Below are 25,804 nucleotides of genomic sequence, written 5' to 3' on the forward strand. Positions count from 1 at the left end.
CTTGAGTGCTTGCTGACCGCACAGCGCTGCCACTTAAGGCGCATTGTTCTCATGTCAGACAATCTCTAGTGTGCTGGATGTCTCTGTATATAAGCCAATAAATAGCAAAAACAACAGGCCACGCACCTGTAAACAGGACAACCGTCGTCAATGGCAGACGACCCACGACTACGATAACGCCAACTACGAGATACCCCCATGAGTATTCTTGCCATTCTGATATCGCTCGGGCTGCTGATGTTCCTGGCCTACCGCGGTATCACCGTTCTCTTGCTTGCCCCTCTGATGGCCGCCCTCGCCGTCGTCCTGTCAGGAGATGCAGCCGCCCTGCTGCCCAGCTACACCGTGACCTTCATGAGTCAGCTGGGCGGCTATCTGGCAAAGTTCTTCCCGCTGTTCATCCTCGGTGCCCTATTCGGTCAACTGATGGCCGATTCCGGGGCCGCGCATGCCATCTCCGAAGGCCTGGTCAAACGCCTAGGCACACGCCATGTGATCCTGACTGTGGTCCTGGCCTGTGCACTGCTCACCTATGGGGGCGTCTCGCTGTTCGTGGTCGCCTTCGCCGTCTACCCGATTGGCGCTCAGCTCTTCCAGCGCACCGGCACGCCCAAGCGACTGCTGCCCGCGGCCATCGCCCTCGGCTCCTTCACTTTCACCATGACGGCACTCCCCGGCACACCTGCCATCCAGAACGCCATCCCGATCCCCTACTTCCAGACCAACAGCTTTGCAGCGCCAGGCCTGGGCATCATCGCAGGCCTGATCATGCTAGGGCTGGGTACCTGGTGGCTGAAGGGACGTGCCAGCAAGGCTCAGGCACAGGGGGAAGGCTACGGAGTTCACAAGGACGAAGCGCTGGAGGAATCCATGGCGCCCACCGCACAGATGGGCATGATCACGGCGCTGATTCCGCTGGTGATGGTCATCGGCCTGAACGCCCTGATGACCTATCTCGTCTTCCCGCGCATCGATTTCTCCTACCTGAGCGAGGCCTTCCCGGAGCTTGACCCGGCGGGCGCCACCGGCATGTGGTCGATCCTGATCGCGCTGGCCTTGGCCTCCACCTGGCTGGTCATCTCACGTTGGAAGCAGTGGGCCGACCTGAAGACCACCGTCAACAATGGCTGCTTTGGCGCCATGCTGCCGGTCTTCAATACCGCCTCAGAGGTGGGATATGGCGCGGTGATCGCCAGCCTGGCCGGTTTCGCGATGGTCAAGGAGGCGGTGCTCGGCCTGTATCCGGGCAACCCGCTGATCTCGGAAGCGGTGGCAGTCAATGTGCTGGCCGGCATCACCGGCTCGTCATCCGGCGGCATGAGCATCGCGCTGTCGACTCTAGGCGAAACCTACCGCGAGATGGCCGTCAATGCCGGCATCGACCTGGAACTGATGCACCGCGTGGCGGCGCTGGCGGCGGGCAGCATGGACACCTTGCCGCATTCCGGAGCGGTCATCACCCTGCTGGCGATCTGCAAGCTGACTCACCGCCAATCCTACGGCCAGATGTTCATGATGACGGTCGCCTTCCCGATGCTGGCCCTGATTGCCGTCGTGACCCTGGGCAGCCTGGTCGGCAGTTTCTGAGCCGTAACAGCTTTTGAACCGTTTAAGCTACTGGCCATAAGCGGAGCAAAGTGACACCAATACAATGACAAGAAGGCCACCCATTCGGGTGGCCTTCTTGTTGAGCAATCACGCCAGCAATGCGCTGACACCTCAGTAGACGTGGTGAGCCCGCTTCGGGTTCAGCGTCTCATGACGTGCACGCGTCTTTATCCAGAGCGTAAGGTCATCGCGGTCGGTGCCTGGATTCTCGGCGACCCACTCGACGATACGCGAGGCGATGAATTCGGCATGAAACTCATCATCGAACTGCAGCAGCATGAGGTCCTCGCCCGCCTGAGAGATGCGCAACAATACCTCGCTGGTCGGCAGTACATAGAGATTCAACTCATGCAGGTATTGTGTCGTGAAGGTGACACGCCGAAAGCGTTCGGGAACATTGCGCCCGCTGTGAGTAATATCATTCATGAAAGCCATGGCTCTCTCCTGCATCAAGGCGCTCATCGTTTTTGCTCATTTTTGAGCTTTGCCACTTATCATAGCGCACAGGATGTACTTCCGGCTGATTTATGCATATATTTTAATAAAACCTGCAAACAACATCCTTCAACCGGTTATCAACTCTATATCCTGGCAAGTCACTTTCGGATAGCGGCCGTTATCACTGTTGCCGCTGAAGCAATGCATCACTTTGCAAGGTTAGCTGAACTCGCGTCAGCCAGCCCGCCAGCAGCGCCTGCTTGTGCCGACTCATGGTGCGATGTTGCTCGATCACTTCGCATAATCGATCGCCGGCCGCACGCATTCTGGTAGGGCTCTCCCCTCGGGCACAGCGCTGATAGTCATCCGCCAGCCCATGGATCAATTCGCGCAAGGCGTGCTGTACCGGGCGCGGCACATCGTTGCCCAATTCCCGCCGCACGAAGCCTATGCCGCGTCCGATATCCATCCCTGTCAGGCCCAGCGTCAGTAGCGGCATTCCGAGCACTTGCTCCTGTGCAGCATCGGGCTGGCCGTTTGCAGTTTCGCCACTGCGGCGCGCTTCCTGTTCACGACTGCGAGTCTGCTCATGCCGGGCCAGGCGCAACAGCCTGTCGCCCATACGGCCGCCGAACCAGCTGTCCAGGCGTTCGGTAGAGCGCTCCGCCAGCTCACGAATATCACTCGCCGTGGCGCGAATCAGCTGGCGCTTGTCCCAACCGGCTCCCGGCACAGGGATCAGGCGGAATCCAATGATGGTCACGATCAGACCGATCCCGGCTGCCAGACTTCGATTGAGGGTATAGGCGACATCGAAGGTCATACCGTTGTCCGGCATCACCAGCAGAATATTGAACACCACGAAGGGCAAGGCGATACCCGCCAGCGCCGGCACGACGGACCCCATCAGGCCGAGGAACAGAGGAATACTGAAGATGGTCACAAAGGGCACGAAGTGGTGGGCGTGACTGAGCATGACATTGCCGAACAGCAATACGCTCGGGACCGCCAGCAGCAAGCCCTTGAGCACCATCGGAATGATCGGCGCCGGATCACCACGGCTGACGAAGATGCCCGAGAACAAAGTCCCTAGCAGCATGGCCACCGCCCCGTTGTCCCACGCCGTCGCAAGCCAGAAGATAGCCGTGGCGCTGAAGATGGTCATCGCGCGGATCGCATCAATGGCGGCGCGTCCGTGATCGCGGTGCCAACTCATGCTTGGCTGACGCAGCTGATGACGGTCGGGATGATTGATGACCTCACGTGCCTGCAGGATGACCAGCGCATGCCCCAGCACCTCACGCAGACTGAACAGCAATCTGGCTTCCAGCGCGGTGATGCTTCGCTGACCGCGTGACAGGCGCAGACATTCCCCGCGCAGCTCCTTGAGCGTCTTGCGAGCCTGGGCCGTGCCCTGATTGTCGGCCATGCTTTGTAAAGCCGCGCCCAGACGTTGCATCAGGTCCTGGGTCGGCTGACTGAAACGCTCGGCTTCCTCTCTCTTTACCTGGTTCAACTCGTTGGGCTGTGCGCTTGCCCCACCGTCATCGTTCTGTGATGGCACAAAGAACTCGGGATGACGCAGCTGGTGCAGGGCCTTGAGTGTCGCGTAGAGACGCATGCTGCGCCGTGTCAGCAAGTGAACACCGCGAATACGTCCCTTGCCTTGGGGGCCTTCATAACGCGCCGAGTGAGCATCGATCTCGAGATTGTTGAGCGCCTCCAACCCGGTCATCATCTGCTCGAGCATCGCCATGCGTTCCTGATGTTGATCCTTTTGCCGTCCAGTTGTCTTGCCTCCCTCTAACGGCATCGAGAACGCCAGCGCCATATAGCGGAAGGTGGCATTCACCGCTGTGTCCGCCAGCTGGCCGAGATGATCCCGTACCCGTATCGGCCATAGCAGCGCACTCACGACGACAGCACACAGCGCGCCGAGACTCAGCTCACTGAGACGGGCCAGCGCCACCGAGAAGAAGTCATCCGGCGCCGAGGACGTCAGCACCACGATGATCATGCAGGCCACCGCCGCCATCACACAGCCATAGGACAGATTGTTGTGCGTCAGCGAGGCGCCATAGATACATAGCCCGATCCACAGTGTGACCGAGCCCAGCGCCAGTTCGGGTACCTGGGCAAAGCAGCCCATGATCACCACGGCCACACAGGTACCGACGAAGGTACCCGTGACCTGACAGATGCCCTTCTCGACCACCATGCCCGACATCGGACGTGTCTGCAGAAACGCCGCCGAGATCAGCGCCCAATAGGGTCGATCGAGGTCGAAGAAGAAGGCGGCGTAGAGGGCCAGCGCCATCGCCAGCACACCCTTGGTGGCGAACTTCAGGGCGAACGGCGAAGGCCTGAGAAAGGCGGCCAGAGCGGGAGACATGGATCAGTGCTTCCCGTCTGCGTCTTGGGCGGCCTGATCTATCTCGTCAGGTTCCGCCTTGGCAGGATCCGCCTTGGCATGACTGGTCTCATCCTTGCCATCCTCAGCAGTGATCAGCCTGACACTCGCCGTCATGCCGGCGGCAAGATTGACACCTGAGGCACGTACCGCCTCGATATCATCAAATTCCACCCGTACCGGAATGCGCTGCGCCAGACGCACCCAACTGAAGGTGGCGCTGACCTGAGGCAGCTGCTGGGCATTGGTCGCGGTATTGTCATCGGCGATGCCCTGACCGATCCCCACGACCCGCCCCTTGAAGTCTTCATTGCCGCTCATCAGCGTGATCTGGACCGGATCGCCCGGACGCACATGCTGCAGCTTGGTCTCCTGGAAGTAGGCGCTCAGGTAGAAGGAGTCTTCCTTGATCAGCGCCATCACCGCCGTGCCGGCCGTGACGTAATTGCCCTGACTGAGGTGCATGTTGAGAATGCTACCGTCGGCGGGTGCCACAAGACGCGTACGATCGAGATCCAGCTGCGCGGATTGCACCGCGGCTTCGGCCTGTTGCACGTCGGCGCGGGCGACTTCGGCTTCCAGACGCGCACTGTCGCGCTCTTCCTCACTGATGGCACGATTGGTCAAGCGACCACGACGATTGGCTTCATGCTCCTTCAGACTCAGGGTCGCCCTGGCACTGGCGAGACTGGCCTTGGCCTTGGCGAGCGCGGCCTCATAGCGCGCACGATCGACCTGAAGGATGACGTCCCCTTCCTTGACGCGCGTGGTATCCGCCACATTCAGCTCACGCACCCAACCGGAGACATCCGGGCTCAACGTGATCACCTCGGCGCGCACCCGGGCGTCGCGCGTCCAGGGACTGTACATGTAGGTATTCCACAGCCACACCGCACACCAGGCTGCAGCCGCCACCAGACAGAGAGTGATGATCCATTTGACGGCTTTGTGTCGCAGGTTGCGCATGCGGTTTCCTTGGGGAATAGAGGGGCTGGGGAAAATGGGTGCCACGAAACGGGGCATGGGAAGATCGGGATCACGAATGGCGTAACGCTGAAGGAATGGCGCACGTCACGTCACGAGGGCGACCACCGCCGCCAGACAGATGACAAACAGCGAGATATCGAACCAGGCCTCGAACCAGAGCTCGTGATTGGCCAACAGACGATGCAGCAGCGTGCGAATGATACCCGCCGCCAGCAAGGCGACCAGCGCATAGACCAGCATCGGGCTGATCAGGAATTCCCCGACCACCATTTCATGCAGCGCATTGAAGCCAGGCGCAACATCATTGCCTGCAGCGATTTCCTTCATCGAGATGTCCTAATCCTGTGTTATGCGAGATCTGGCTTGCGTCATGCGAGAGCTTGGTCCCACCTGACAAAATCCCGACTGACATGCGTACAATCAGCGTTCAACGATGGTGGCAGACTCGTGCGCATTCAAGGTCCGCGAGTGGACTGTTCCACCATGCGGATCTGGAGGGCAGCGTCGTCGCTGAGAATATATGCAGGCTAACATTTTTTGCCGTCGCGCACCGTTGCGTCAGAAGAATCACCCCATTCCTCGCACAACGGGCGACCAGAATCCGCTCTCAATTTGGCTGAACGCTAATTGGAACAATCAGCCTGGACGCCAAGTATTCAGGTAGTAGCAGAGTACAAGGTGCCCCGAACGCAAGACGGCTTACCCGGAAGGCAAGCCGTCTTGTTTTTTCCACTTCCTGCTTCCTGCAGATTGCTACACCGCGTAGCCGAGCACGCGTGGCAGCCACAGGGCGAGCTCAGGGAACAACATCACCACCGCCAGCGCTGCCAGCATCGCCACCACGAAGACCATGGCCCAACCTACCGTCTTCTCGAGCCGGACCCCGGCCACGCTACTGGTCACCATCAGATTGACCGCCACTGGCGGGGTGAACTGCCCGATCGCGATGTTCATCGCCAGCAGGATACCGAACCACACCGGATGCCAGCCGAAGTGCTGCATCACCGGAATCAGCACCGGCATCAGGATCAGGTAGATGGAGACCGCATCCAGCAGCATCCCGGCAATCAGCACTGCCACCATCACCAGAATCAGCAGCGTCGTTCCGCTATCCGACAGCGTGATCAGCCATTCGGCCAGATGCCGGAAGGTACCCAGCATGGTGCCCGCCCAGGCGAATATGCCCGCCAGCGCGATGATCAGCATCACCACACCGGAGATGACGGCCGCCTCTCTGAGCAGTTCCCACACCTGGGAGAGCTTGAGCTCGCGGGTGATGAATAACCCGACACACAGCCCATAGGCGGCGGCCACTACCGCCGCTTCCGTGGGCGTGAAGAGGCCTGAGCGCAGTCCGCCGAGGATGATCACCGGCGCGAGCAGGGCCGGGATCGCTGCGCGGAACGCCGGACCCAGCGCGATACGCTCTACCTGAGTCGGGTCTTCCCAGCGATAGCGACGCGAAAGGAACCAGGCCGGCAGCAGCAAGGCCACGCCCACCAGCAAGCCCGGAATCAGGCCCGCGGCAAACAGCGCACGCAGATCCACCCCCGGCACCACGATGGAATAGAGGATCAGCGCGATGGACGGCGGGATCAGGATCGCCGTGGAGGCCGAGGCCGCAATCAGCGTCGCCGAGAACGCCCTGGGGTAGCCCGCCCGAGTCATGCTGGGGATCATCACCATCGCCACCGCGGCCGCATCCGCCGGGCCGGAGCCGCTCATGCCGCCCATGATCAGGCATACCAGCACCGCCACCAGTGCGAGCCCCCCGTGACGCGGGCCGATGAGCGCCTGGGCAAAGCGCACCAGCCGCGCCGCCACACCGGCACGCTCGAACACCAGCCCCGTCAGGATGAACAGCGGAATGGCGATCAGCGGATACTTGGCGATGCTGTTGTAGGTATTGGTGCCGAGGGTGGCTAGCATGCTGACCGGCAGCCCCGCGACGATACCCACCGCACCCGAGAGCCCCAGCGCGAAGGCCACCGGCACGCCGAGTATCAACAGGGCGGCAAAACTGGCGAGCAACCAGAGATCAGGACTCATGATCTGACTCCTTGTGCTCTGACGACGCATTTTGACCGGGCCCTTGCGAAAGACGCTCGACACACTGCTGCAACTGACGCCAGGCCATCGCCAGCGCCAATATGGGCAGCCAGATCACGTACCACCAGTTGGGCAGACCCAGCCCCGGTGACAGCGAGTCCCACTGATACTCCTCCAGCGCGAAGGTCCCCCCGAACCACACCACCAGCCCCAGCACGACCAGCACCGCCAGGGTCTGCACGATCACGACCAGTCGCCAGAGCGGCAACGGCAGCACGTCTTCCAGCAATGCGATACGAATATGCGCCTGACGGCGAATCGCCACCGAGGCGCCCGCCAGCGTCAACAACACCAGCAGGAAGACCGAGAATTCCTCGGTAAAGGCAAAGGAGGCATCGGTGGCATAACGCACCACCACATTGGCCAGACTGATGATACCGATCAGTCCCAGCGCCAACGCCGCCAGCCAGGACTCCGGCCGCACGCGTGGCGGTGGCCTGTCCGTGGGGGCAGGCGCTCCATTGGCGCCGTCTTGCAGAGCTCGTTGCGACGTTTGAGGTGATGCTTGTTGAGAGGATTGTTGCGACTTTTGCGACATGACACGCGATCCACACGAACGCCGAGGCTGTCAGGCCCCGGCGTGGTTCTTCACTCAATAACGCGCATAGACCGCATTATTCCCGATGTCATCTGCTCTGTGAGCAGCGGCGATCATGGCCAGGCTCAGCGCGAGGCCTCGACCTCGGCACGTGCCGTCTCGACCAGCGCCTCACCGATCTTCGGTGTCCAGCTTTCGTAGACCGACTGGGTGGCATCCCGGAAGGCCTGCATCGCATCCTCATCCAGCTTGACGACATTCACGCCGCGCGCCTCGATGTCCGCCAGCCGCTGGGCATTGCCTTCACGACTCATGGCGATCTCCCACGCGCCTGCTTCCCTGGCGGTTTCGGTCAGCAGAGTGCGCTCCTGTTCACTGAGCGACTTCCACACGCGCTGGTTGGCGGCGAAGATCAGCGGGTCCGCCATGTAGTGCCAGAGCGTCAGGTGGCTCTGACCGACCTGATCGATGCGCGCGACATCGAACACCGACAGCGGGTTCTCCTGGCCATCCACCGCGCCGGTGGTCAGTGCCGGCTTGGCATCCGCCCAGCTCATCTGCGTCGGGTTGGCGCCCAGCGCCGTGAAGGTGTCCTGGAACAGCGGCGAGCCCACCACACGAATCTTCAGGCCCTTCAGGTCATCCGGCGAGGTGATCGATTTCGACGAGTTGGACACCTCACGGAAGCCGTTCTCGCCCCACGCCAGCGGCTTGATGCCCTTGGACTCGATGGCGGCGAAGACCTGCTTGCCCGACTCGCCCTGGGTCAGCGCATCGATGGCGGCATGGTCCGGCATCAGGAACGGCAGCGAGAACAGGTTGAGCTCCGGCACCTGGGGCGACCAGTTGATGGTCGAGCCCACCGCGAGATCGATCAGCCCCTGACGCATGGCCGAGAACTCCTTGGTCTGGTCCCCCGCCACCAGCTGGGCATTCGGATAGACGCGCAGGGTGAGGTCGCCACCGGAGCGCTCCTCTACCAGCTCCGCCCACTTCTCGGCCGCCTGCCCCCACGGGAAGGCATCCGACAACACGGTGGAGACGGACAGCTCGCGCGCCTCGGCATCACTCGCCATCAGCGGTGACAGCAGAGCCAGCCCAAGCACGCCGGCCATCAAGGCGGAGCGACCCGTGGCAGCGGCACGCGGGCGCGCGGTCTGGCTTTGAGAAAGGGCTGGAGAATGATCCGAAGTGCAGTGACGCAGATGACGAGGGGCGGGGCCAGCGTTGGCGTGTACAGCGGTCAGGGTCATGAATAACCTCTTGATTATGATGTTATTGAGTGTGTCCAGAGGCAGATTCGCATCTACTTTGGTCGCTGACCATTCGACCATGCGACAGATCGGCGCTTTTTCGACGCTCACAGGCTGACTCGCTGCATTACGAATCACTGTACATTTATCCACCCCACGGATTTTCCGAGACCTCTTGCGTACGAAACGCTCGACCATCGGGTGTCATCAGCGTGTGTCGCCAAGAAATGTATCCAGCGATGCAGGATGGCCAATCCTCGCGCAGGCCCCGCCAGCAGGGAGTTTTACGATATTTCCCCTTTGCAAAATGCCGTGCCTTTCACATCGTCGGCGTGTCCTGGGTCGTATCGGGTCATGATTTCATGAGGGACTGTATATTCATCCACCCCATTACATCCTTGAGACAAATTTCACGATATGTCGCCTTTCAACCACGCAATGGCGCGCCACGGGTCGCAGACTCCGGATTCGGTCGGTAGACTGAGCGCCGTTCCCGCAAGGACCAACCACGACTGACCAACATCACGCACGCAAGTGTCGTACCTGACATCTCGTCGGCACCGCTCCCACGGTCCCGACCCCGACCGATGAGGCCCCTTCCATGCCGCACCCCCAGCAGGAAGCCGTACCCACTCCCACCTTCGAGACCGAGCCTCTCGACACCACGCGCAAACGACTGCAGCCGACCAGCAGTCTCGGCGCAGCGGTCGTTCTGTGGTCGCTGCTGCTGGGAATGGGGATGCTGATGCTGGCCAACGGGCTGCAGGGCAGTCTGTTGGGGATTCGCGCCTCCTCGGAAGGCTTCAGCAACACCATGACGGGTATCATCATGTCGGCGTACTTCGCCGGCTTCCTGCTCGGCTCGACGCTTGCGCCCCGCAAGCTGCGCCGGGTCGGCCATGTGCGCACCTTCGCGGCGCTGGCCTCCATCACCTCGGTGTGCATCCTGATCCATGCGCTCTATGTGGTGCCCGAGGTGTGGATCGCGATGCGCTTCATCACCGGCTTCGCCTTCGCCGGCCTCTACGTGGTGGCGGAGAGTTGGCTCAACAGCCAGGCGACCAACCAGATGCGTGGCCGTCTGCTGGCCATCTACATGGTGATCACCTATCTGGGCATGGGCGGCGGCCAGTTGCTGCTCAACGTCGCCAACCCGGACACCTATCTGCTGTTCATCCTGGTGTCGGTGATCATGTCGCTGGCGCTGGTGCCGATGCTGCTGTCCGCCTCACCGCAACCGGAAGGCGCTCAGCCGGAGGCCATGGGGCTGGTACGTCTGCTGCGCCTGGCACCGCTGGGCACCCTGGGCGGCTTTGCCACCGGTATCGCCAACGGCACCGTCTTCGGCATGGGCGCGGTGTATGCCGACCGCGCGGGCTTGCCGGTGCAGGAAGTCTCCTGGTTCATGGGCGCCTTCATTCTGGGGGCCGCCCTGCTGCAATGGCCGCTGGGGAAGCTTTCCGACAAGCTGTCGGCCAAGAAGGTGATTCTGGGCTGCAGTCTCGGGGCGATCGCGCTGTCCATCGGTGGCGTGCCGTTCAGTGGCGGTAGCATGATGACCATGGCGCTGCTGGGTGCAGGCCTCGGCGGGCTGATCCTGACCCAGTACTCGCTGTTCCTGGCGGCGGCCAACAATCTGCTGACGACGGCCCAGATCATCTCCGCCAGCGGCACGCTGGTGCTGATGCATGGTGCCGGCGCGATTCTTGGCCCGCTCACCGCGGGGCTTCTGATGGAGCGCTTCGGGGCCGTCGGCTTCCTCTATACCTTGACTGCCATTCACGTGCTGATCGTGATTCTGGCCGCCAGTGTCACCAGCAAGCCGCGTCAGGAGCTTGAGGCCGAGGAAGGCGATCACCCCGGCCACTATGTGGTGGCGCCCTCCACCACCAGTCCGCTGAGCGCCGCCTGGGTCGAGGAAGCCATCACCGAGCCGGAAACCGGTCAGCTGGAATTCGACTTCGATGCTGAGCCTGATTTGAGCGAGGAAGAGCTCGCTACCCAGCAACAGGAAGCGGCCTCCGAAGCAGAAGGAGGCGTCGTGCAGCAGGTCGACAATGAGGAAGGCGTGATGAACGACCGCGTCACCGGCATGGAAGACGACTGGCACCTGGATGGCCATATCGACGAGCAGGCCCAGCACCTCAGCGAAGAGGAACGTCGCGTAAAATCAGAACCGGAGCGCGAGAGCTACTGATCACGCCTGACGGCATGCCGAAATTGACGAGATAAAAAAGAGATCACCAAGAACACCGCCCTGAGAGGCGGTGTTCTTGGTTGGAGCGGGCGAAATAGCGGCGGGCGGAACAAGGAGAGGATAACGTTCGGGGGAAACCAAGAAGGCGCAAAACGATAGAGACTCAGCGACGACGATTTCCAAGCCACATACCCAGTGTTTTTCTCATTCTCAGCGGCTAGACCCTAATAAATAATTACCATTGCACACCCCGCACTAGACCTCAGACTACAGAAAGGTAGTCACCCTACAGCACCTACGACGTATCGCTTACCGCACCGCAAACGTTTGCGGTTCATAATTGGCGCCATTGTGAACCAGCGGATTCAGATACTGGATCGACTCATTCCTGCTTTACCCAAGGACTGCGACGTGAAACGACACGGCATCTTGAACGGACCTCTCAGTGGCCACCTCGCCCGCCTCGGCCATACCCACACCGTGGTGATCGCCGACGCAGGCCTGCCGATTCCCGAGGGCGTGCCCTGTGTCGACCTCGCGGTGGTTTCCGGCCTGCCCGCCATGCTGCCGGTACTGGACGCCCTGCTGGCCGAGCTGTGCATCGAGGCCACGACCCTGGCCGAGGAGCTGCCGGTCAAGAGCCCCTCCTTCCATGACGCCATCATCGAACGTCTGGATACACTGGATCGTCTGTCACTCACGCCGATCACTCGCCAGCAACTCAGTCATGAAGCCTTCAAGGCGGCGCTACCCGAGGCCAGCGTCATCGTGCGCACGGGCGAGTGCACGCCGTACGCCAACGTGATCCTGCACTGTGGGGTGCCCTTCTGATGCAGAGCCATGCACAACCGAGAGTGCTGATGGCACTCAAGGGCATCGACAAGGGCTTCTCAGGGGTCAGCGTGCTCAAGGGTGTCGATCTGACCCTGCGCGCGGGGCGCGTGCATGCGCTGGCCGGTGAGAATGGCGCGGGCAAGTCGACGCTGATGAAGATTCTCTCCGGCGTCTATCGCTATGACGCCGGCACGCTTTGGCTGCGTGACGAGGAAGTGGTCTTCACCACTCCACGTCAGGCGATGGACAGCCGCATCGCCATCATCCACCAGGAACTCAATCTGGTGCCAGGCCTGTCCGCCGGCGAGAACATCTTTCTCGGCCGTGAGCCACGCACCGCGCTGGGCACCGTCGACTGGAAGCGTCTGCATCGCGATGCCCGCCAGCTGCTCGACCGCCTGCGCCAATCGTTGGATTCCCGCACCGCCGTCAGCGAGCTGAGCATCGGTCAGCAGCAGATGGTCGAGATCGCGCGTGCGCTGTCGCTGGACGCCGAGATCATCATCATGGATGAGCCCACCGATGCGCTGACCGACATCGAGACCGAGATTCTCGCCGAGGTCGTGGCGGAGCTGCGCGCCGAGGGCCGCTCGCTGGTCCTGATCACCCACCGCCTGAACGAGATCTTCAGCATGTGCGATGAAGTCGCCGTGCTGCGCGATGGCCAGATGATCCACCAGGGCCCGACGGCGGAACTGGATGAGGATGGCCTGATTCGCCTGATGGTCGGCCGCGAGCTGGCCGAGCGCTACCCTTATACGCCCGCCACCCCTGATGGCGAAGCGATGCTCGAGGTCGAGGATCTCGAGGCGCCGGGTGTCAAGGGCATCAGCTTCTCGGCCCGTCGCGGGGAAGTGCTCGGCTTTGGCGGCCTGATGGGCGCCGGGCGTACCGAACTGGCCCGCGCCCTGTGCGGCGATACCCGTATCAGCGCCGGCAGTGTGAAGCTGCATGGCCAGCCGGTGCGCTTCGCCTCGCCGGCCGAGGCATTGGCCGCGGGCCTGGTGTACGTGCCGGAAGACCGCAAGCAGGCGGGCCTGATTCTCCCTCACTCGGTGGCCAACAACATGTCGTTGAGCGCCCTGCCCAGCTTCTGTGGCGCGTTCGGGCGTATTCGCCATGGCGAGGAAGCCGCCGCCGTCGAAAGCTTCGTCAAGAGCATGCAGATCAAGGTCAGCAATACCGACCAGCCGGTCGATACCCTGTCCGGCGGCAACCAGCAGAAGGTGTCGCTGGCCAAGGCATTGATGCCGGCGCCGGAGCTGGTGATTCTCGATGAACCGACCCGTGGCGTGGATGTCGGCGCCAAGCGCGAGATCTACCTGCTGATCAACGAGCTCAAGCGCCAGGGCAAGTGCGTGCTGCTGATCTCCTCGGAGATGCCCGAACTGCTCGGCCTGGCCGATCGCATTCTGGTGGTCGCCGACGGGCGCATCTCCGGCGAGTTCAGCCGTGAGAACGCGACCCAGGAAGCGATCATGACCGCGGCCTCGGGCCTCGAGAGCCCCCTCAACAGTGGCAACGACGCCGCGAATGGCACGTCAACGTCCAGCGCTGCATCACGCGATGCCATCCGCCCGTCTTCTACCCCCGATTCCTCCGCTTCCCGCCACGAGATGCCGAACTGATGTCTACTCCTTCTTCCTCTGCCGCCAGCGGCCGCCGCCTCGACGTCATGCGTCTGCTGGTCGACAACAAGGCGCTGATCGCGCTGGCCCTGTTGATCGCCGTGAGTGCCGGCCTGTCCGACAACTTCCTGTCTTCTGACAACCTGCTCAACGTGCTCCGCCAGACCAGCATCAATGCCATCATCGCCATGGGCGTGACCTTCGTCATTCTCACCGCGGGCATCGATCTGTCCGTTGGCGCAGTACTAGCGCTGACCGGCGCCTTCGCGGCCTCGATGACCGCCGCCGGCCTCTCCCCCTGGCTGAGTGTGCCGGGCACCATCATCGCCGGTGCCGGCCTGGGCGCCATTTCCGGCCTGTTCGTCGCCTTCGGTCGCATCCAGGCCTTCATCGTCACGCTGGTGGCGATGACGGTGCTGCGCGGTGCCACGCTCGTCTACACCGATGGCCGTCCGGTCTCCATCGGCGTCAGCGAAGCCGCGGACAGCTTCTGGAATCTGGGCGGCGGTTACTGGCTCGGCGTGCCGATTCCGATCTACATGATGTTCTTCGTCTACGTGCTGTGCTGGGGCGTGCTGCATCACACCCGCTTCGGGCGCCACGTCTATGCGGTCGGGGGTGGTGAGAAGGTCGCGCGCCTGTCCGGCATCAACGTCAATCGCATCAAGATCAGCGTCTATGCCATCGCGGGTGCCTTCGCGGCACTGGCTGGTGCCATACTCGCCGCACGTCTGGGTTCGGCACAGCCGAATGCCGGCACCGGTTACGAGCTGGACGCCATCGCGGCGGTCGTCATCGGCGGTACCAGCCTGATGGGTGGCCGCGGGCGCATCTTTGGCACCTTGATCGGTGCACTGGTGATCGGCGTGCTGAACAATGCGCTGAACATCATGGGCGTCTCCAGCTACTACCAGATGATCGCCAAGGGCGCTGTCATACTGCTTGCGGTACTGATCGACAGCCGTGCGCAGAAATAGAAGAGCAAGTACGTAAGACACGACACGATTTCATTCCCTGCAGCATCGAAGACCCTCGCCCCCGTGCGCCAACCACGGGGGCCCTTCAGCGGGTCGCCGACAACAATGAAAGGACCATCGCCATGAAGAAGAACGGAAAACTGCTCACCTCCACGCTGACCACCGCCATCACTGCCGCAGGCCTGAGCTTGATGCCGGTGCAATCCGCCATGGCCGACAAGATCGCGCTGGTGGTCTCGACGCTGAACAACCCGTTCTTCGTCAGCCTCCAGCAGGGTGCCAAGGACAAGGCCGAGGAACTGGGCCACGAGCTGATCGTGCTGGATTCCGGTGATGACGCCGCGCGTGAGCTGTCCAACGTCGAGGACGCCCTGTCCCGCGGCGTCGATCTGCTGCTGATCAACCCGACCGACTCCGATGCCGTGGTCTCAAGCGTGCGCACCGCCAATGGCCGTGATGTGCCGGTGGTGACACTGGATCGCAGCGCCAACGGCGGTCGGGTCGCGGCGCACGTCGCCTCCGACAACGTCGCCGGGGGTGAACTGGCGGGCAATTTCATCGCTGAGAAACTCGCAGGCAAAGGTGAGATCGTGCAGCTGGAAGGTGTCGCCGGCGCCTCGGCCACGCGCGATCGTGGTGAAGGCTTCATGAAGGCCATCGACGGCCAGTCAGGCCTCAGCCTGGTGGCCACTCAGCCGGCCAACTTCAACCGCACCCAGGGGCTGAACGTGATGGAGAACCTGCTGCAGGCGCACCCGAGCGTGAATGCCGTCTTTGCACAGAACGATGAAATGGCGCTCGGCGCACAGCGTGCCCTGCAGGCCGCTGGCAAGGACATCCTGCTGGTCGGCTTCGATGGTACCGATGAAGGCATCAAGGCCGTGCAGGCCGGCAAGATGGGCGCCACCGTCGCCCAGCAACCGGCACTGATCGGTAGCCTCGGCGTCGATACCGCCGACAAGCTGCTCAAGGACGAAGACGTCGAGAAGACCATTTCCGTGCCGCTCAAGCTGATCACCGAATAAGCGACCGCACGGCTCGCACCCTCTTCATCGCAAGACAGGACGCCGGCCACTGGCCGGCGTTTTTCCGTCTTTCCTTCAATGGCGTGTCTTGCTCGCCTCGCAGGGACAGTGACGCCCACTCGACTTTCACCACCAGGGATAGAGATGTGATTCGACTCAAGGATGTGGCGGCACACGCCGGAGTTTCCGTGACCACGGTGTCGCATGTCGTGAATGCCACCCGCCCGGTGGCCAGTGCGACCGAGGCCCGGGTACGCGAATCGATCGCCGCACTCGGCTATCGACCGGACAGCGTCGCCCGCGCGCTGAAATCCAACCGTAGCCACACCCTCGGGATGATCGTCACCAATGCGCACAACCCCTTCTTCGCCGAGGTGATCCGCGGCGTCGAGGACCGCTGCTACCAGGCGGGCTACAGCTTGATTCTGTGCAACAGCGACGATATCGACGCCAAGCAGCTCAGCTATCTCGAGACACTGCGGGACCGACGCATCGATGGACTGGTGGTGATGACCGCCAAGAACGGAGCCGGCTTTCTCGAGGCGCTCAGTGCTCTGCCACTGCCCACGGTGATGATGGACGCCGAGCCCCAACCGGGCTGGGACATGACGGTGGTCAATGATGATTCACGCCTGGGGGGCAGGCTCGCCATCGAACACCTGCTGGAGCAGGGGATCGAACGCATCGCCCTGCTGACCGGGCCTCGCGATCATGCCCGTTCCCGCGAGCGACTGAGCGGAGCGCTGGACGCTCTGCACGCCGCCGGCCTGGGGCTTGCCGAGGACTGGCAGATCGAGACCCAGCTGATGCTGGCCGACGGTCATCGCGCGGCCCATCTGCTGCTGGCCGATCCGGCCGACAGACCCGATGCCATCTTCGCCTTCAATGACCTGCTGGCACTGGGCTGTCTGCGCGCCGCTCGAGACCTGGGCCTTGAGGTACCCACGCAGCTCTCGATCATCGGCTACGACGATATCGAGATCAGTGCCTATCTCTCACCCGCCCTGACCACCATCCGCCAGCCGATCTATGCGCTGGGCACCACGGCCGTCGATCAGCTGATCGCGCGCCTGGAAGGCACCCCCTTCCCGGGCCAGACCCAACTGGCCCCGAGGTTGGTGAAACGCGACAGTGTCGCGCAGCCAGGCCAGCGCCTTCAGAGCCACGTTTGAGCGCAGCCACGTTTGAGCACAGTAAGTATTGAGCGCCTCCAGGATAGATCACAGATCTATACCGGTTGAGTATCAAACATATCAAACACCAACATTTCTCTTATAGGTGAACACTGCCTACCCTGCCCCTCGTGAATCACCGCTGCCACGGCTGGCAGCACGCACATGAGGACACCCAGGTGACAGGCACTCCCCCTTCCAGCACTTCCCGATCGGACACAGCCCGATCAGATACTGTCCAGTCAGGCCCAGCCTCGCCGACATCGACATCGGACGCCGACAGCACGCCCGCCATTGGCCGTGGCCTGCTGTTGCTGATGGCGATCGCGGTCGCTGCAACTGCCGCCAATCTGTACTACAACCAGCCGCTGCTGGCAGAGATGGCCCGCTCACTGGGCGTGAGCCAGGGCTTGATCGGCCTGATTCCCTCCGCGACCCAATTCGGCTACGCCGCCGCCATCCTGCTGATCTCGCCGCTGGGCGACACCATGGACAGGCGCCAACTTATCCGCAATCTGTCCATCATCCTGGCACTGGCCTCACTGGGCATCTTCCTGGCACCCAGCTTCTGGCCGCTGTTGCTGGCAAGCTTCGTGGCCGGGCTGGGCGCCAACATCACCCAGCAGCTGATTCCGCTGACCGCCTCGCTGTCCACCCCCGAGGCGCGCGGCAAGAACATCGCCACCCTGATGACGGGGTTGACCATCGGCATACTGCTGTCACGCACCCTGAGCGGCAGCATTGGCGAATACTGGGGCTGGCGCAGCGTCTTCCTGGTCGCGGCCATCCTCGCCATCATCATCGGTGTGCTGCTGCATCGTCACCTGCCCAGTCGCGCGCCTGCCGTGCAGATGGCTTACCCCAGACTGATCCTCTCGATGGGCACGCTGTTCAAGCAACATGCCCTGCTGCGAGAGTCCGCACTGACCGGCGCACTGTGGTTCGCGGCCTTCAATGCCATGTGGGCGACGCTGGCCACGATGCGCCGTTTGACTACAGCGTCCAGCAGGCGGGGCTGTTCGGTATCATCGGGCTGGCCGGCATCTTCGGGGCCAAGGCGGCGGGCCGTCTGGTCAATCGTGTCGGCGCAGGGCGCCTGATCAGCTTCGCCCTGGTGATGGTGCTGGCGTCCTTCGCGGCGCTCGGCCTCTGGGGAAACAGCCTGGCAGGGCTGATCGTCGGCATCATCCCGCTGGACCTGGGCGTCTTCGCAGCTCAGATTCCCAACCAGGTGCGCGTATTCTCGATCGACCCCAAGGCCCAGAGCCGCATGAACGCCGTCTACATGCTGTGCTACTACCTCGGTGCGGCAGCCGGTTCCGCCATCGGCGTCAAGATGATGAGCGTGTATGGCTGGCAGGGCATGTCGCTGTTCGGGCTGGCACTGGCAGCGGTGGCACTGGTGCATCATGGTGTGAAGCAGCGCCGCTCGGCCTCTTCATCACAGTGAGATAAAGACAGTGAGGCGAGAGCGCAAGCGAAGCGCTGGATGGGCAGGCGAGGCGCGAAGGAGAGAAAGCGCGAAAGTGATGAAAGCGAAGCGATGAACGGCTGAGAGCCTGAGATGGCGCCTGGTCAGCACGTCGAGTCATGGGCAATCACACCCCATGCCACGGCAGCTGGCCAGGCGCCTGAAATGGTGGCGCAATTCAGGTAAACTCTGCGCGCCATTTCGGTGCGTCGCCGAGGTGGTACGCGATTCACGACCCGTTATCGGGGCAAGAACCCGTCAAACCCTCGAGATCCACATGAAGCTCATCGTCAAACTTATCCTCGGCATCATTGCCGGCCTGCTGATCGGCCTGATGGCCCCGGATGCCCTCGTACGTGCCGCGCTGACCGCCAAGGTCATCATCGGCCAGCTGATCAACTTCACCATCCCGTTGATCATCCTGTTCTACGTCATGAGCGGCATCGCGTCGCTGCCGAAGAATTCCGGCGCCATGCTGGGTCGCACCGTCGGCATGGCCTACGGGTCGACGATTCTGGCCGGCATCTTCGCCTTCCTGGTGGCCAGCAACCTGCTGCCCGGCATGCTGTCCGGCATGGCGCCGGTCGCTGAAGGCCGCGATGCCCTGACTCCCTTTCTCGATCTCGAAATCCCCGCGGCACTGCCGGTGATGACGGCCCTGGTGCTGGCCTTCGTGTTCGGCGTGGTCATCAGCCGCCGCGAACTGCCGACCCTGAAAAGCGCCGTCTTCGAATCGCGTGAAGTGGTCGAGGTGTTCCTCAATCGCGTCATCATCCCGCTGCTGCCCCTGTTCATCGCCGGCACCTTTGCCGAGATGGCCTACGAGGGCAAGGCGCTGTCAACTCTGGATACCTTCTGGAAGGTGCTGGTGCTGGCGATCGTGATGCACTGGATCTGGCTGAGCACGGCCTACCTGATCACCGGCCTTATCCAGCGTCGTTCTCCGCTGGGCCTGTTGCGCAACATGCTGCCGGCCTACCTGACGGCGCTGGGCACCATGTCGTCGGCGGCGACCATTCCGGTCAGCCTGCGTCAGACCAAGGCCAATGGCGTCAGCGATGAAGTGGCCAACTTCAGCGTGCCGTTGTGCGCCACCATCCACCTGTCCGGTTCCACCATCACCATCGTCACCTGCGCCACTGCCGTGATGATGATGAGCCACAACCTGGCACTCGCAAGCCTCGGCGAAGTGATTCCGTTTCTGATCATGCTGGGCCTGACCATGATCGCCGCGCCCGGGGCACCGGGTGGCGCGGTGATGGCGGCGCTTGGCGTGCTGGGCAGCATGCTCGGCTTTGGCGAGGCGGAACTTGGCCTGATGATCGCGCTGTATCTGGCCCAGGACAGCTTCGGTACCGCCACCAACGTCACCGGCGATGGCGTGATCGCGCTGTGGGTCGATCACTTCGCGCGCCGCGATGGTGTGGTAGCTACGCCGGAGCTGGATGCCGCGACCGGTGAAGCACCGGTGGCACGCTCACAGCCGTGAGCTGCCATATGTGCTGAGCCGTGAGCTGTCGCATGCTCTGAGCCGTGCAAGAAGTGAGCTGAGCCACCTGTGCTGACAGTCGTCAAAAGCCCCGCCTCCTTTCGGAGACGGGGCTTTTTCATGCCAGCGGCCATCCATACGCTCATCTCCACGGTCTTCCTCACGGTCATCCTCGCGCTCATCCTCTCAACCACCCCGCAGGGTGGCGTGCCGGCGGCGAGGTGAGACATGACGCCGCGCCGTGCCTGACACCCACAGGCCAAACGGCTACCATTGGCGCCCACGCGCGAGTGCTGTCATCGCTGCCGTACGCCATCACCCTGTTACCGTTGCCGGAGTGCCAGATGTCCCTGCTTCCCCCTGCACTGTTCTGTCCTTCGATATCACTACCGATATCTCGCCCGCGTCTGGCACGCATGTTCGCCACCCTGTCGCTCACCACTGCCAGCCTGACCCTTGCCCAGCACGCCAGCGCGCTGGAGATCGGCATGCCCGCCGATGGCGGCGTCAGCGTCAGTCCCGCCGTGATGCTTGAAGCCGAGGGCACCCTCGATGAGCAACTGAGCAGCCCGCTGATGCTCAAGCAGTTCTCAAGCCCCGAGGCCGTGGAGCAAGGGCTGAGCGATGGTAGCCTCGACGCCGCCTACCTGACGCCGCAGATGCTCAAGGCACTGACCGACAGCGGCATGTCACTGCGAGTGCTGGACGGCGCGGATCTCGACGATGTCAGCCTGGTCGCGCGCGATGAGCTGATCCGCTACACCGAATTGTTCGAGCCGCAGGAGCTGCTGATCCGCTTCCTCAATGACACCACGCGTGCGGTGCGAGTGGTGATGCGCGATGACGATGCACGCTCGCATCTGGCGCTGAAGCAGTGGATCGAGGTCAAGGTCGGCTCCAGCATGCAGCTGGTCAGCCCGCGCTCGCTGGAAGAGCTCGAAGGCGATGAATATGTAGGGGATGCGCCTCAGGCACTGATCAACAGCCGCAAGATGCACGCCGCCTTCCTCAACGGCGATGACGCGACGCGTCTGGTGGCGCTGCATCCGCTGTCCAAGAACTGGCTGCCGCGCGCCGACATGCTCGACCTGCCGCGCATGCTGCTGGTCAGCCGCGCCGATATCGAGGATGCGAGCCTTGAGGCCGAGCTCGAGTCTCTGTCCGTCGCACACGCCCGCATGCAGCAGAGCCTGCACGGCGAAGAGCCGATGAAGCTCGCCTTCACGCTCAAGCAGGCCTGGCCGGCGGATGCCGGTGAGGCGCCGAGTCTGCCCAAGGTGGTGCATGCGCTGAACGGGCGCGCTATCCCGACCGCCGACATGCGCACCGCCCTCAAGGACTGGCTGGGCAAGCAGCAGTCAGCGGTCAGCTGGCCTGAGCTATAGCAGTAGACCCAGGTGTAGACCCGGCCGTAGGCCCAACAGTCATGCCCGCCACAGGGCAAATGACAGACACAAAAAAAACCCGCCGATTGGCGGGTTTTTTCGATCAAGGCAACGATCAGGCGTCGAGGGCTTCAGCGATCTGGGACTGAGCCTTCGGGCCGATGCCCTTGACTTCAGAGATCACGCCATCAGCGTGAGCCTTGCGAACCTTGGCGACATCGTCGTAGCCAGCGTCAGTCAGGGCACGGATAGCGGCAGCGTTGAGGCCGAGGTCTTCCAGAGAGGTCGCATCGGCTTCTTCGGTCGCTTCCTCGACGGCTGCGCCCATCGGCATCATGCGAGACTGGGCGATGGCCTGTTCGCGTGCCAGACGTGCCTTGTACTGCACAAGCTTCTGGTTGAACTCGTGTTCGACCTGCTTGCGGTGCTTGTCAGAGGCTGCGGCTTTCTCGCTCAGGCGTTCGTTGCGAGCGCGCAGGTCTTCGACTTCCTTCTTTGCCTTGTCACGGGCATTGCGGAGCTTGTCGGCTTCTTTGCTGGCTTCACGCAGCTGACGCTCCAGCTCCTTGATGCGGGCGTTCTGGTCCTGCTTGGTGTCCTGCTCCTGAAACAGGGATGCAAGCTGGTCGTCAAGATTAGCGTCGGTCATACTGCTATGTTGCCTCGAATAATTGATAAAGAGCTAAAGTCTGGGCGCACATTCTACCGCAGTTCTTCAGTTTGTGCTGCATTTGAGCGCAACCCGAGCGGGATGAATGTGAATCGGGGGTCCTGCATGGGGCAATATTACCCCAACTGTGTGACATCGCCAGCCACGGATGAACCAGTTATGGACGATCCAGTCATGGATGATCCAGTCGTGGAGGATACCGAGCGCGGGATGAGACGGCACTGAACGCACACGATAATCGCATGTCGGCGCCGTGGCGCAGGTCACGGAAAAGACAGCCCGCTTTCATGGGCTGTCTTTTTTAGCGGTTACCCAGCACTTGTGCAGGCCTGTCAGCCTAGACCTCAGTGCCTGCACCGGACTCAGTGCTTGCGCCAGTCCTCGAGCTTGTCGCTCAACTGCTGACGACGCGCTTCGGGCGATGCCAGCGTCTCGGACTGATGGCCTTCCCCGAAGCGATTCTCGAGATAGTCCATCAGATTGATCAGCTCATCATCGGTCAGGCTGTCATCGAAGGCCGGCATGAAGACACTGTGGCCATTGTTCTCACGCTGCACGCCATTGAGGATCGCCTGGGCCAGATTGTCCGGATAGACACTGCCGGTCACGCTGTTGTGGAACAGCGACGGGTAGTAGCCATCCTGGGTGCCGGCACCATCCGCGCCGTGGCACATGGCGCAGTGGCCCAGATACAGACGCACGCCCGGCGTGGCATCGGTCAGCTGGCCGATCAGATCTTCATCGTCGGGACGCTTGTCCAGCGGCTGACCGCGCAGCAACAGCACGTCATCGGCCGGTGCGCCCTGATTGAAGCGCGTGGCGACCTGCGGCTCGCTTTCGGCCTCGCGATCGCCATCATTGACCGCCTCGCCCTGCTCGCCCTTGCCATCCACCGCCGGAATCGACTTCAGATAGACCGCGATGGCGCGCAGGTCATCTTCACTCATGTGACGCATGGAGTGCTCGACCACATCCGCCATCGGGCCGCCAGCCTGCGCCTTGCCCTTGAGGTTGCCGGTCGCCAGATAGGTCTGGATATCCTGCTCGCTCCAGCTGCCCAGACCATCCTGCATGTCCGGCGTGAGGTTGAAGGCGCGCCAGCCCTCGATCATCGCCCCACCCAGATAGCCTTCTTCATCACCGGTCAGTGCCGTTTCCTGGAAGGCGAAGCCACGTTCGGTGTGACAGCTGCCACAGTGGCCCGGCCCCTGGACGAGATAGGCGCCACGGTTCCAGTCGGCACTCTTGTCCTCGTGGTCCTGCCACGGCTCCAGCGGCGAGAAGATCTCTTCCCACAGCGCCATCGGCCAGCGCATGTTGAGCGGGAACGGAATCTCGCTTTCGCGGTTGGGCGTGCTGCTCGGCGTCACCTCATGCATGTTCCAGGCGTAGAGCGCCTTGATGTCCTCATCCGTCAGACGGGCGTAGGACGGGAACGGCATCGCCGGATAGAGGTTGTGGCCGTCGGCAGCCTCGCCCTCGCGCAGCACACGGGTGTATTCCTCGAGGGTGTAGTTGCCGATGCCGTGCTCGGTGTCCGGGGTGATGTTGGTGGCGTAGATCTCGCCCACCGGGGTCTCGAAGCCGAGGCCACCGGCATATTCATCGCCGTCCTCGGTGCTGTGACAGGCCGCGCAATCGCTGGCGCGCGCCATGTACAGACCCTTTTCGATCAGCGCGGGGTCATTGGTGGCAGCCTTGTCGGCTTCCACCTGGCTGGCGTGCTCGTCCTCGCCACTACCACAGGCGCTGAGCAACAAGGCGCTGGTGCCCGCAATGGCGGCCAGGCGGACGGCACGGGTCAGGCGTGCGGGGCGAAGGATCGGGCGGGCACCGCGACCTTTCTCATCAATGGCATCACGGGTGCCAGCAGTACGGACGTGCGGGACCATGCTTATATTTCCTGTTCGAGCAGATCGGCAATACGCAGAGACAACGCCGCGATGGTCAGGGTGCAATTGACCGACCCGACGGTGGGCATGCTGCCGGAGCTGGCGACAAACAGGTTGTCATGGCCATGCACTCGGCAATCGCGATCCACCACGGAATCTTTGGGGTTGTCTCCCATCAGGGTCGTACCGCAGATATGCTGGTTGTTGGAGAACTCATCACGGAACGCGATGTCGGTGCCTCCCATCAGCTGAGCGATACGCGCATATTGTTCACGGGTATGCGCGGCGCTGCGCTTGACGTAATCATCGATAGCATAACGGAATTCCGGGCGCGGCAGGCCGAGAGCGTCATGTTTTTTTGACGGCGTGATGCGATTGGCGGCCTCTGGCAACAGCTCGTGGAAGCTGTCGAACTGCACATAGCGGCTGGCGCGGTTATCGATCTGCGCCTGCAGATCCGCGCCGAGCCTGAGCGGTGTTTCCGACAGCACTTCGGTCGTCATCTGCTGCGTGCGGGCAATGTTGGACAGGTGCAGCTTCTTGGACGCGAAGTCCTTGCGGAAGTCGCCGTCGCGCCAGGTGATGATGGAGGTCATCTCCTGAGGGCCACGCCCAGCCCACAGCGGCTCATCGGCCAGAAAGCTCACCCCGGTGCCGGGATGGTCCATAAGATGCCGGCCGACCATGTCGTTCTGGTTACCCACCCCATCGGGGGTATGGGCGTTGACCGACATCTGCATCAGCTTGGGCGTCTCGATGCCATTGGCCGCCAGCACCACTCGCGCCGCACTCAGGCGATGCTGCGTGCCCTCGGGGTCCAGATAACGTACCTCGCGAATCTTGCCACTGGCGTCGCTCTCCAGGTGATGCACGATGGCATTGTCGATCAGCCTGGCACCGGCACGTTCGGCCTTCTCGACATGGATGATGCCGGAATACATCGCGCCGATCGGGCAGATGGGCATGCAGTTGTTGTTGCCACAGCAGGTCGGGCGCTCATCATAGGGGCGGCTGTTGCGCGCCACCGGCTCGGTGACCATGTCAAAGCCGTGGGGATTGATGCGCTCGCTGACCCGCCGCTCGTTCCACGACAGCGGCAGAGGCGCCATCGGATACTCGGCGCTGCGTGGGCTGCCGAGATCGACATCATTCGGCCCCCAGACACCCAGCGCAACCTCAGCCCGGAAGTAATAGTCTTCCAGATCGTCATAGCCGATCGGCCAGTCGCGCCCGACGCCATACTCGCTCTTGAGCACGAAATCGCTGGGCAGAAAACGCCAGGAAGACGCCGCCCAGTGCCAGGTAGTGCCACCGACCGCGCGAATGTACTGGGCGTCGTAGGCCTGCTCGCCCTTCTGCACCAGATAGTCGGCATTCTCGCCGTAGAGCATCGGATGGGGCGCCGCCTTGCTGGCAGGATAGGGCCCCATGAAGTCCATCTTGTTGGCCTGGTTGCGGAAGCGCTCGACGATCTGCCAGCGCTGCATGCGCGGGCCGGCTTCCAGCATGATGACCGACTTGCCGGCCTCGGCCAGGCGATGTGCGATCAGGGCACCGGCAACGCCGGAACCGACCACGATCACATCGGCATCATACGCACGGGATTCCTCGGCCATGCAGGATTCTCCTCGGGAAATTGGGAACAGCAACAGGGGCAGTCAGGACGCCCCTGGAAGGTCTGGCATGCAGGCGATGTCAGGAGCTGAGGTCTAAGCACGGAC

At 62.5% G+C, this 25,804-nt stretch carries 21 protein-coding genes; 11 read left to right on the forward strand and 10 right to left on the reverse strand.

From position 1 onward, the window contains the following. Nucleotides 1-198 precede the first annotated feature (198 nt). A complete protein-coding gene (locus tag AC5WNJ_RS08660) occupies nt 199-1,587 on the forward strand; it encodes a GntP family permease (protein ID WP_175088801.1) in 1,389 nt (462 codons plus the stop codon). A 132-nt stretch (nt 1,588-1,719) separates the two neighbouring features. On the opposite strand, the gene AC5WNJ_RS08665 is transcribed toward AC5WNJ_RS08660, so the two are convergent. The 7 genes from AC5WNJ_RS08665 to AC5WNJ_RS08695 all read right to left on the reverse strand — a co-directional run bounded on the left by AC5WNJ_RS08665 (nt 1,720) and on the right by AC5WNJ_RS08695 (nt 9,205). Then, on the reverse strand, nt 1,720-2,043 hold the full coding sequence (locus AC5WNJ_RS08665) for a hypothetical protein (RefSeq protein ID WP_175088802.1): 324 nt from the start codon (nt 2,041-2,043) through the stop codon (nt 1,720-1,722). A gap of 184 nt (nt 2,044-2,227) precedes the next feature. Next, nucleotides 2,228-4,438 (reverse strand): FUSC family protein, encoded by a 2,211-nt coding sequence (locus AC5WNJ_RS08670; protein WP_175088803.1) that lies wholly within the window; start codon nt 4,436-4,438, stop codon nt 2,228-2,230. 3 nt (nt 4,439-4,441) lie between these two features. Then, nucleotides 4,442-5,422, reverse strand: coding sequence for an efflux RND transporter periplasmic adaptor subunit (locus AC5WNJ_RS08675; protein ID WP_175088804.1), 981 nt, complete (start codon nt 5,420-5,422; stop codon nt 4,442-4,444). A 105-nt stretch (nt 5,423-5,527) separates the two neighbouring features. Next, nucleotides 5,528-5,770, reverse strand: a complete 243-nt coding sequence (locus AC5WNJ_RS08680) for a DUF1656 domain-containing protein (protein WP_225346692.1) — start codon at nt 5,768-5,770, stop codon at nt 5,528-5,530. A 426-nt stretch (nt 5,771-6,196) separates the two neighbouring features. After that, a complete protein-coding gene (locus AC5WNJ_RS08685; RefSeq protein WP_175088805.1) occupies nt 6,197-7,492 on the reverse strand; it encodes a TRAP transporter large permease in 1,296 nt (431 codons plus the stop codon). Further along, a complete protein-coding gene (locus tag AC5WNJ_RS08690) occupies nt 7,482-7,976 on the reverse strand; it encodes a TRAP transporter small permease (protein WP_225346693.1) in 495 nt (164 codons plus the stop codon). The genes AC5WNJ_RS08685 and AC5WNJ_RS08690 overlap by 11 nt, the downstream gene beginning before the upstream one ends. A 239-nt stretch (nt 7,977-8,215) precedes the next feature. Next, nucleotides 8,216-9,205, reverse strand: a complete 990-nt coding sequence (locus tag AC5WNJ_RS08695; RefSeq protein ID WP_213114649.1) for a DctP family TRAP transporter solute-binding subunit — start codon at nt 9,203-9,205, stop codon at nt 8,216-8,218. 739 nt (nt 9,206-9,944) lie between these two features. Here AC5WNJ_RS08695 and AC5WNJ_RS08700 point away from each other — a divergent pair. The 10 genes from AC5WNJ_RS08700 to AC5WNJ_RS08745 all read left to right on the forward strand — a co-directional run bounded on the left by AC5WNJ_RS08700 (nt 9,945) and on the right by AC5WNJ_RS08745 (nt 21,521). Then, on the forward strand, nt 9,945-11,540 hold the full coding sequence (locus AC5WNJ_RS08700; protein WP_225346694.1) for an MFS transporter: 1,596 nt from the start codon (nt 9,945-9,947) through the stop codon (nt 11,538-11,540). A gap of 411 nt (nt 11,541-11,951) precedes the next feature. Further along, complete coding sequence (gene rbsD, locus AC5WNJ_RS08705; protein WP_225346695.1) at nt 11,952-12,371, forward strand: D-ribose pyranase; 420 nt, start codon at nt 11,952-11,954, stop codon at nt 12,369-12,371. After that, on the forward strand, nt 12,371-14,002 hold the full coding sequence (locus AC5WNJ_RS08710) for a sugar ABC transporter ATP-binding protein (RefSeq protein ID WP_495929390.1): 1,632 nt from the start codon (nt 12,371-12,373) through the stop codon (nt 14,000-14,002). The genes rbsD and AC5WNJ_RS08710 overlap by 1 nt, the downstream gene beginning before the upstream one ends. Beyond that, the gene (gene rbsC / locus AC5WNJ_RS08715) at nt 14,002-14,979 is read left to right on the forward strand and encodes a ribose ABC transporter permease (RefSeq protein WP_107334720.1); all 978 of its coding nucleotides are present in this window, start codon (nt 14,002-14,004) and stop codon (nt 14,977-14,979) included. Before AC5WNJ_RS08710 ends, rbsC begins: the two co-directional genes overlap by 1 nt. A gap of 122 nt (nt 14,980-15,101) precedes the next feature. Continuing rightward, nucleotides 15,102-16,004 (forward strand): ribose ABC transporter substrate-binding protein RbsB, encoded by a 903-nt coding sequence (gene rbsB, locus AC5WNJ_RS08720; RefSeq protein WP_225346697.1) that lies wholly within the window; start codon nt 15,102-15,104, stop codon nt 16,002-16,004. Between the two features lie 146 nt (nt 16,005-16,150). Further along, nucleotides 16,151-17,176, forward strand: a complete 1,026-nt coding sequence (locus AC5WNJ_RS08725) for a LacI family DNA-binding transcriptional regulator (protein WP_225346698.1) — start codon at nt 16,151-16,153, stop codon at nt 17,174-17,176. A 179-nt stretch (nt 17,177-17,355) separates the two neighbouring features. Continuing rightward, complete coding sequence (locus AC5WNJ_RS08730; protein WP_495929392.1) at nt 17,356-18,276, forward strand: MFS transporter; 921 nt, start codon at nt 17,356-17,358, stop codon at nt 18,274-18,276. A 17-nt stretch (nt 18,277-18,293) separates the two neighbouring features. Beyond that, nucleotides 18,294-18,626 (forward strand): hypothetical protein, encoded by a 333-nt coding sequence (locus AC5WNJ_RS08735; protein ID WP_495929394.1) that lies wholly within the window; start codon nt 18,294-18,296, stop codon nt 18,624-18,626. 298 nt (nt 18,627-18,924) lie between these two features. Next, nucleotides 18,925-20,136: a dicarboxylate/amino acid:cation symporter gene (locus AC5WNJ_RS08740; protein ID WP_225346701.1), complete on the forward strand. Its 1,212-nt coding sequence runs from the start codon at nt 18,925-18,927 to the stop codon at nt 20,134-20,136. Nucleotides 20,137-20,480: 344 nt separating this feature from the next. Further along, nucleotides 20,481-21,521: a hypothetical protein gene (locus AC5WNJ_RS08745; RefSeq protein WP_225346702.1), complete on the forward strand. Its 1,041-nt coding sequence runs from the start codon at nt 20,481-20,483 to the stop codon at nt 21,519-21,521. A gap of 115 nt (nt 21,522-21,636) precedes the next feature. Here AC5WNJ_RS08745 and AC5WNJ_RS08750 read toward each other — a convergent pair whose 3' ends face one another. The 3 genes from AC5WNJ_RS08750 to AC5WNJ_RS08760 all read right to left on the reverse strand — a co-directional run bounded on the left by AC5WNJ_RS08750 (nt 21,637) and on the right by AC5WNJ_RS08760 (nt 25,699). Continuing rightward, nucleotides 21,637-22,170, reverse strand: coding sequence for a hypothetical protein (locus AC5WNJ_RS08750; RefSeq protein WP_175088822.1), 534 nt, complete (start codon nt 22,168-22,170; stop codon nt 21,637-21,639). 383 nt (nt 22,171-22,553) lie between these two features. Then, nucleotides 22,554-24,083: a c-type cytochrome gene (locus tag AC5WNJ_RS08755; protein WP_225346703.1), complete on the reverse strand. Its 1,530-nt coding sequence runs from the start codon at nt 24,081-24,083 to the stop codon at nt 22,554-22,556. 2 nt (nt 24,084-24,085) lie between these two features. Then, nucleotides 24,086-25,699: a GMC family oxidoreductase gene (locus AC5WNJ_RS08760; RefSeq protein WP_225346704.1), complete on the reverse strand. Its 1,614-nt coding sequence runs from the start codon at nt 25,697-25,699 to the stop codon at nt 24,086-24,088. Nucleotides 25,700-25,804: the final 105 nt, after the last annotated feature.

Source organism: Cobetia sp. PDI-23MA (genome assembly GCF_059507735.1).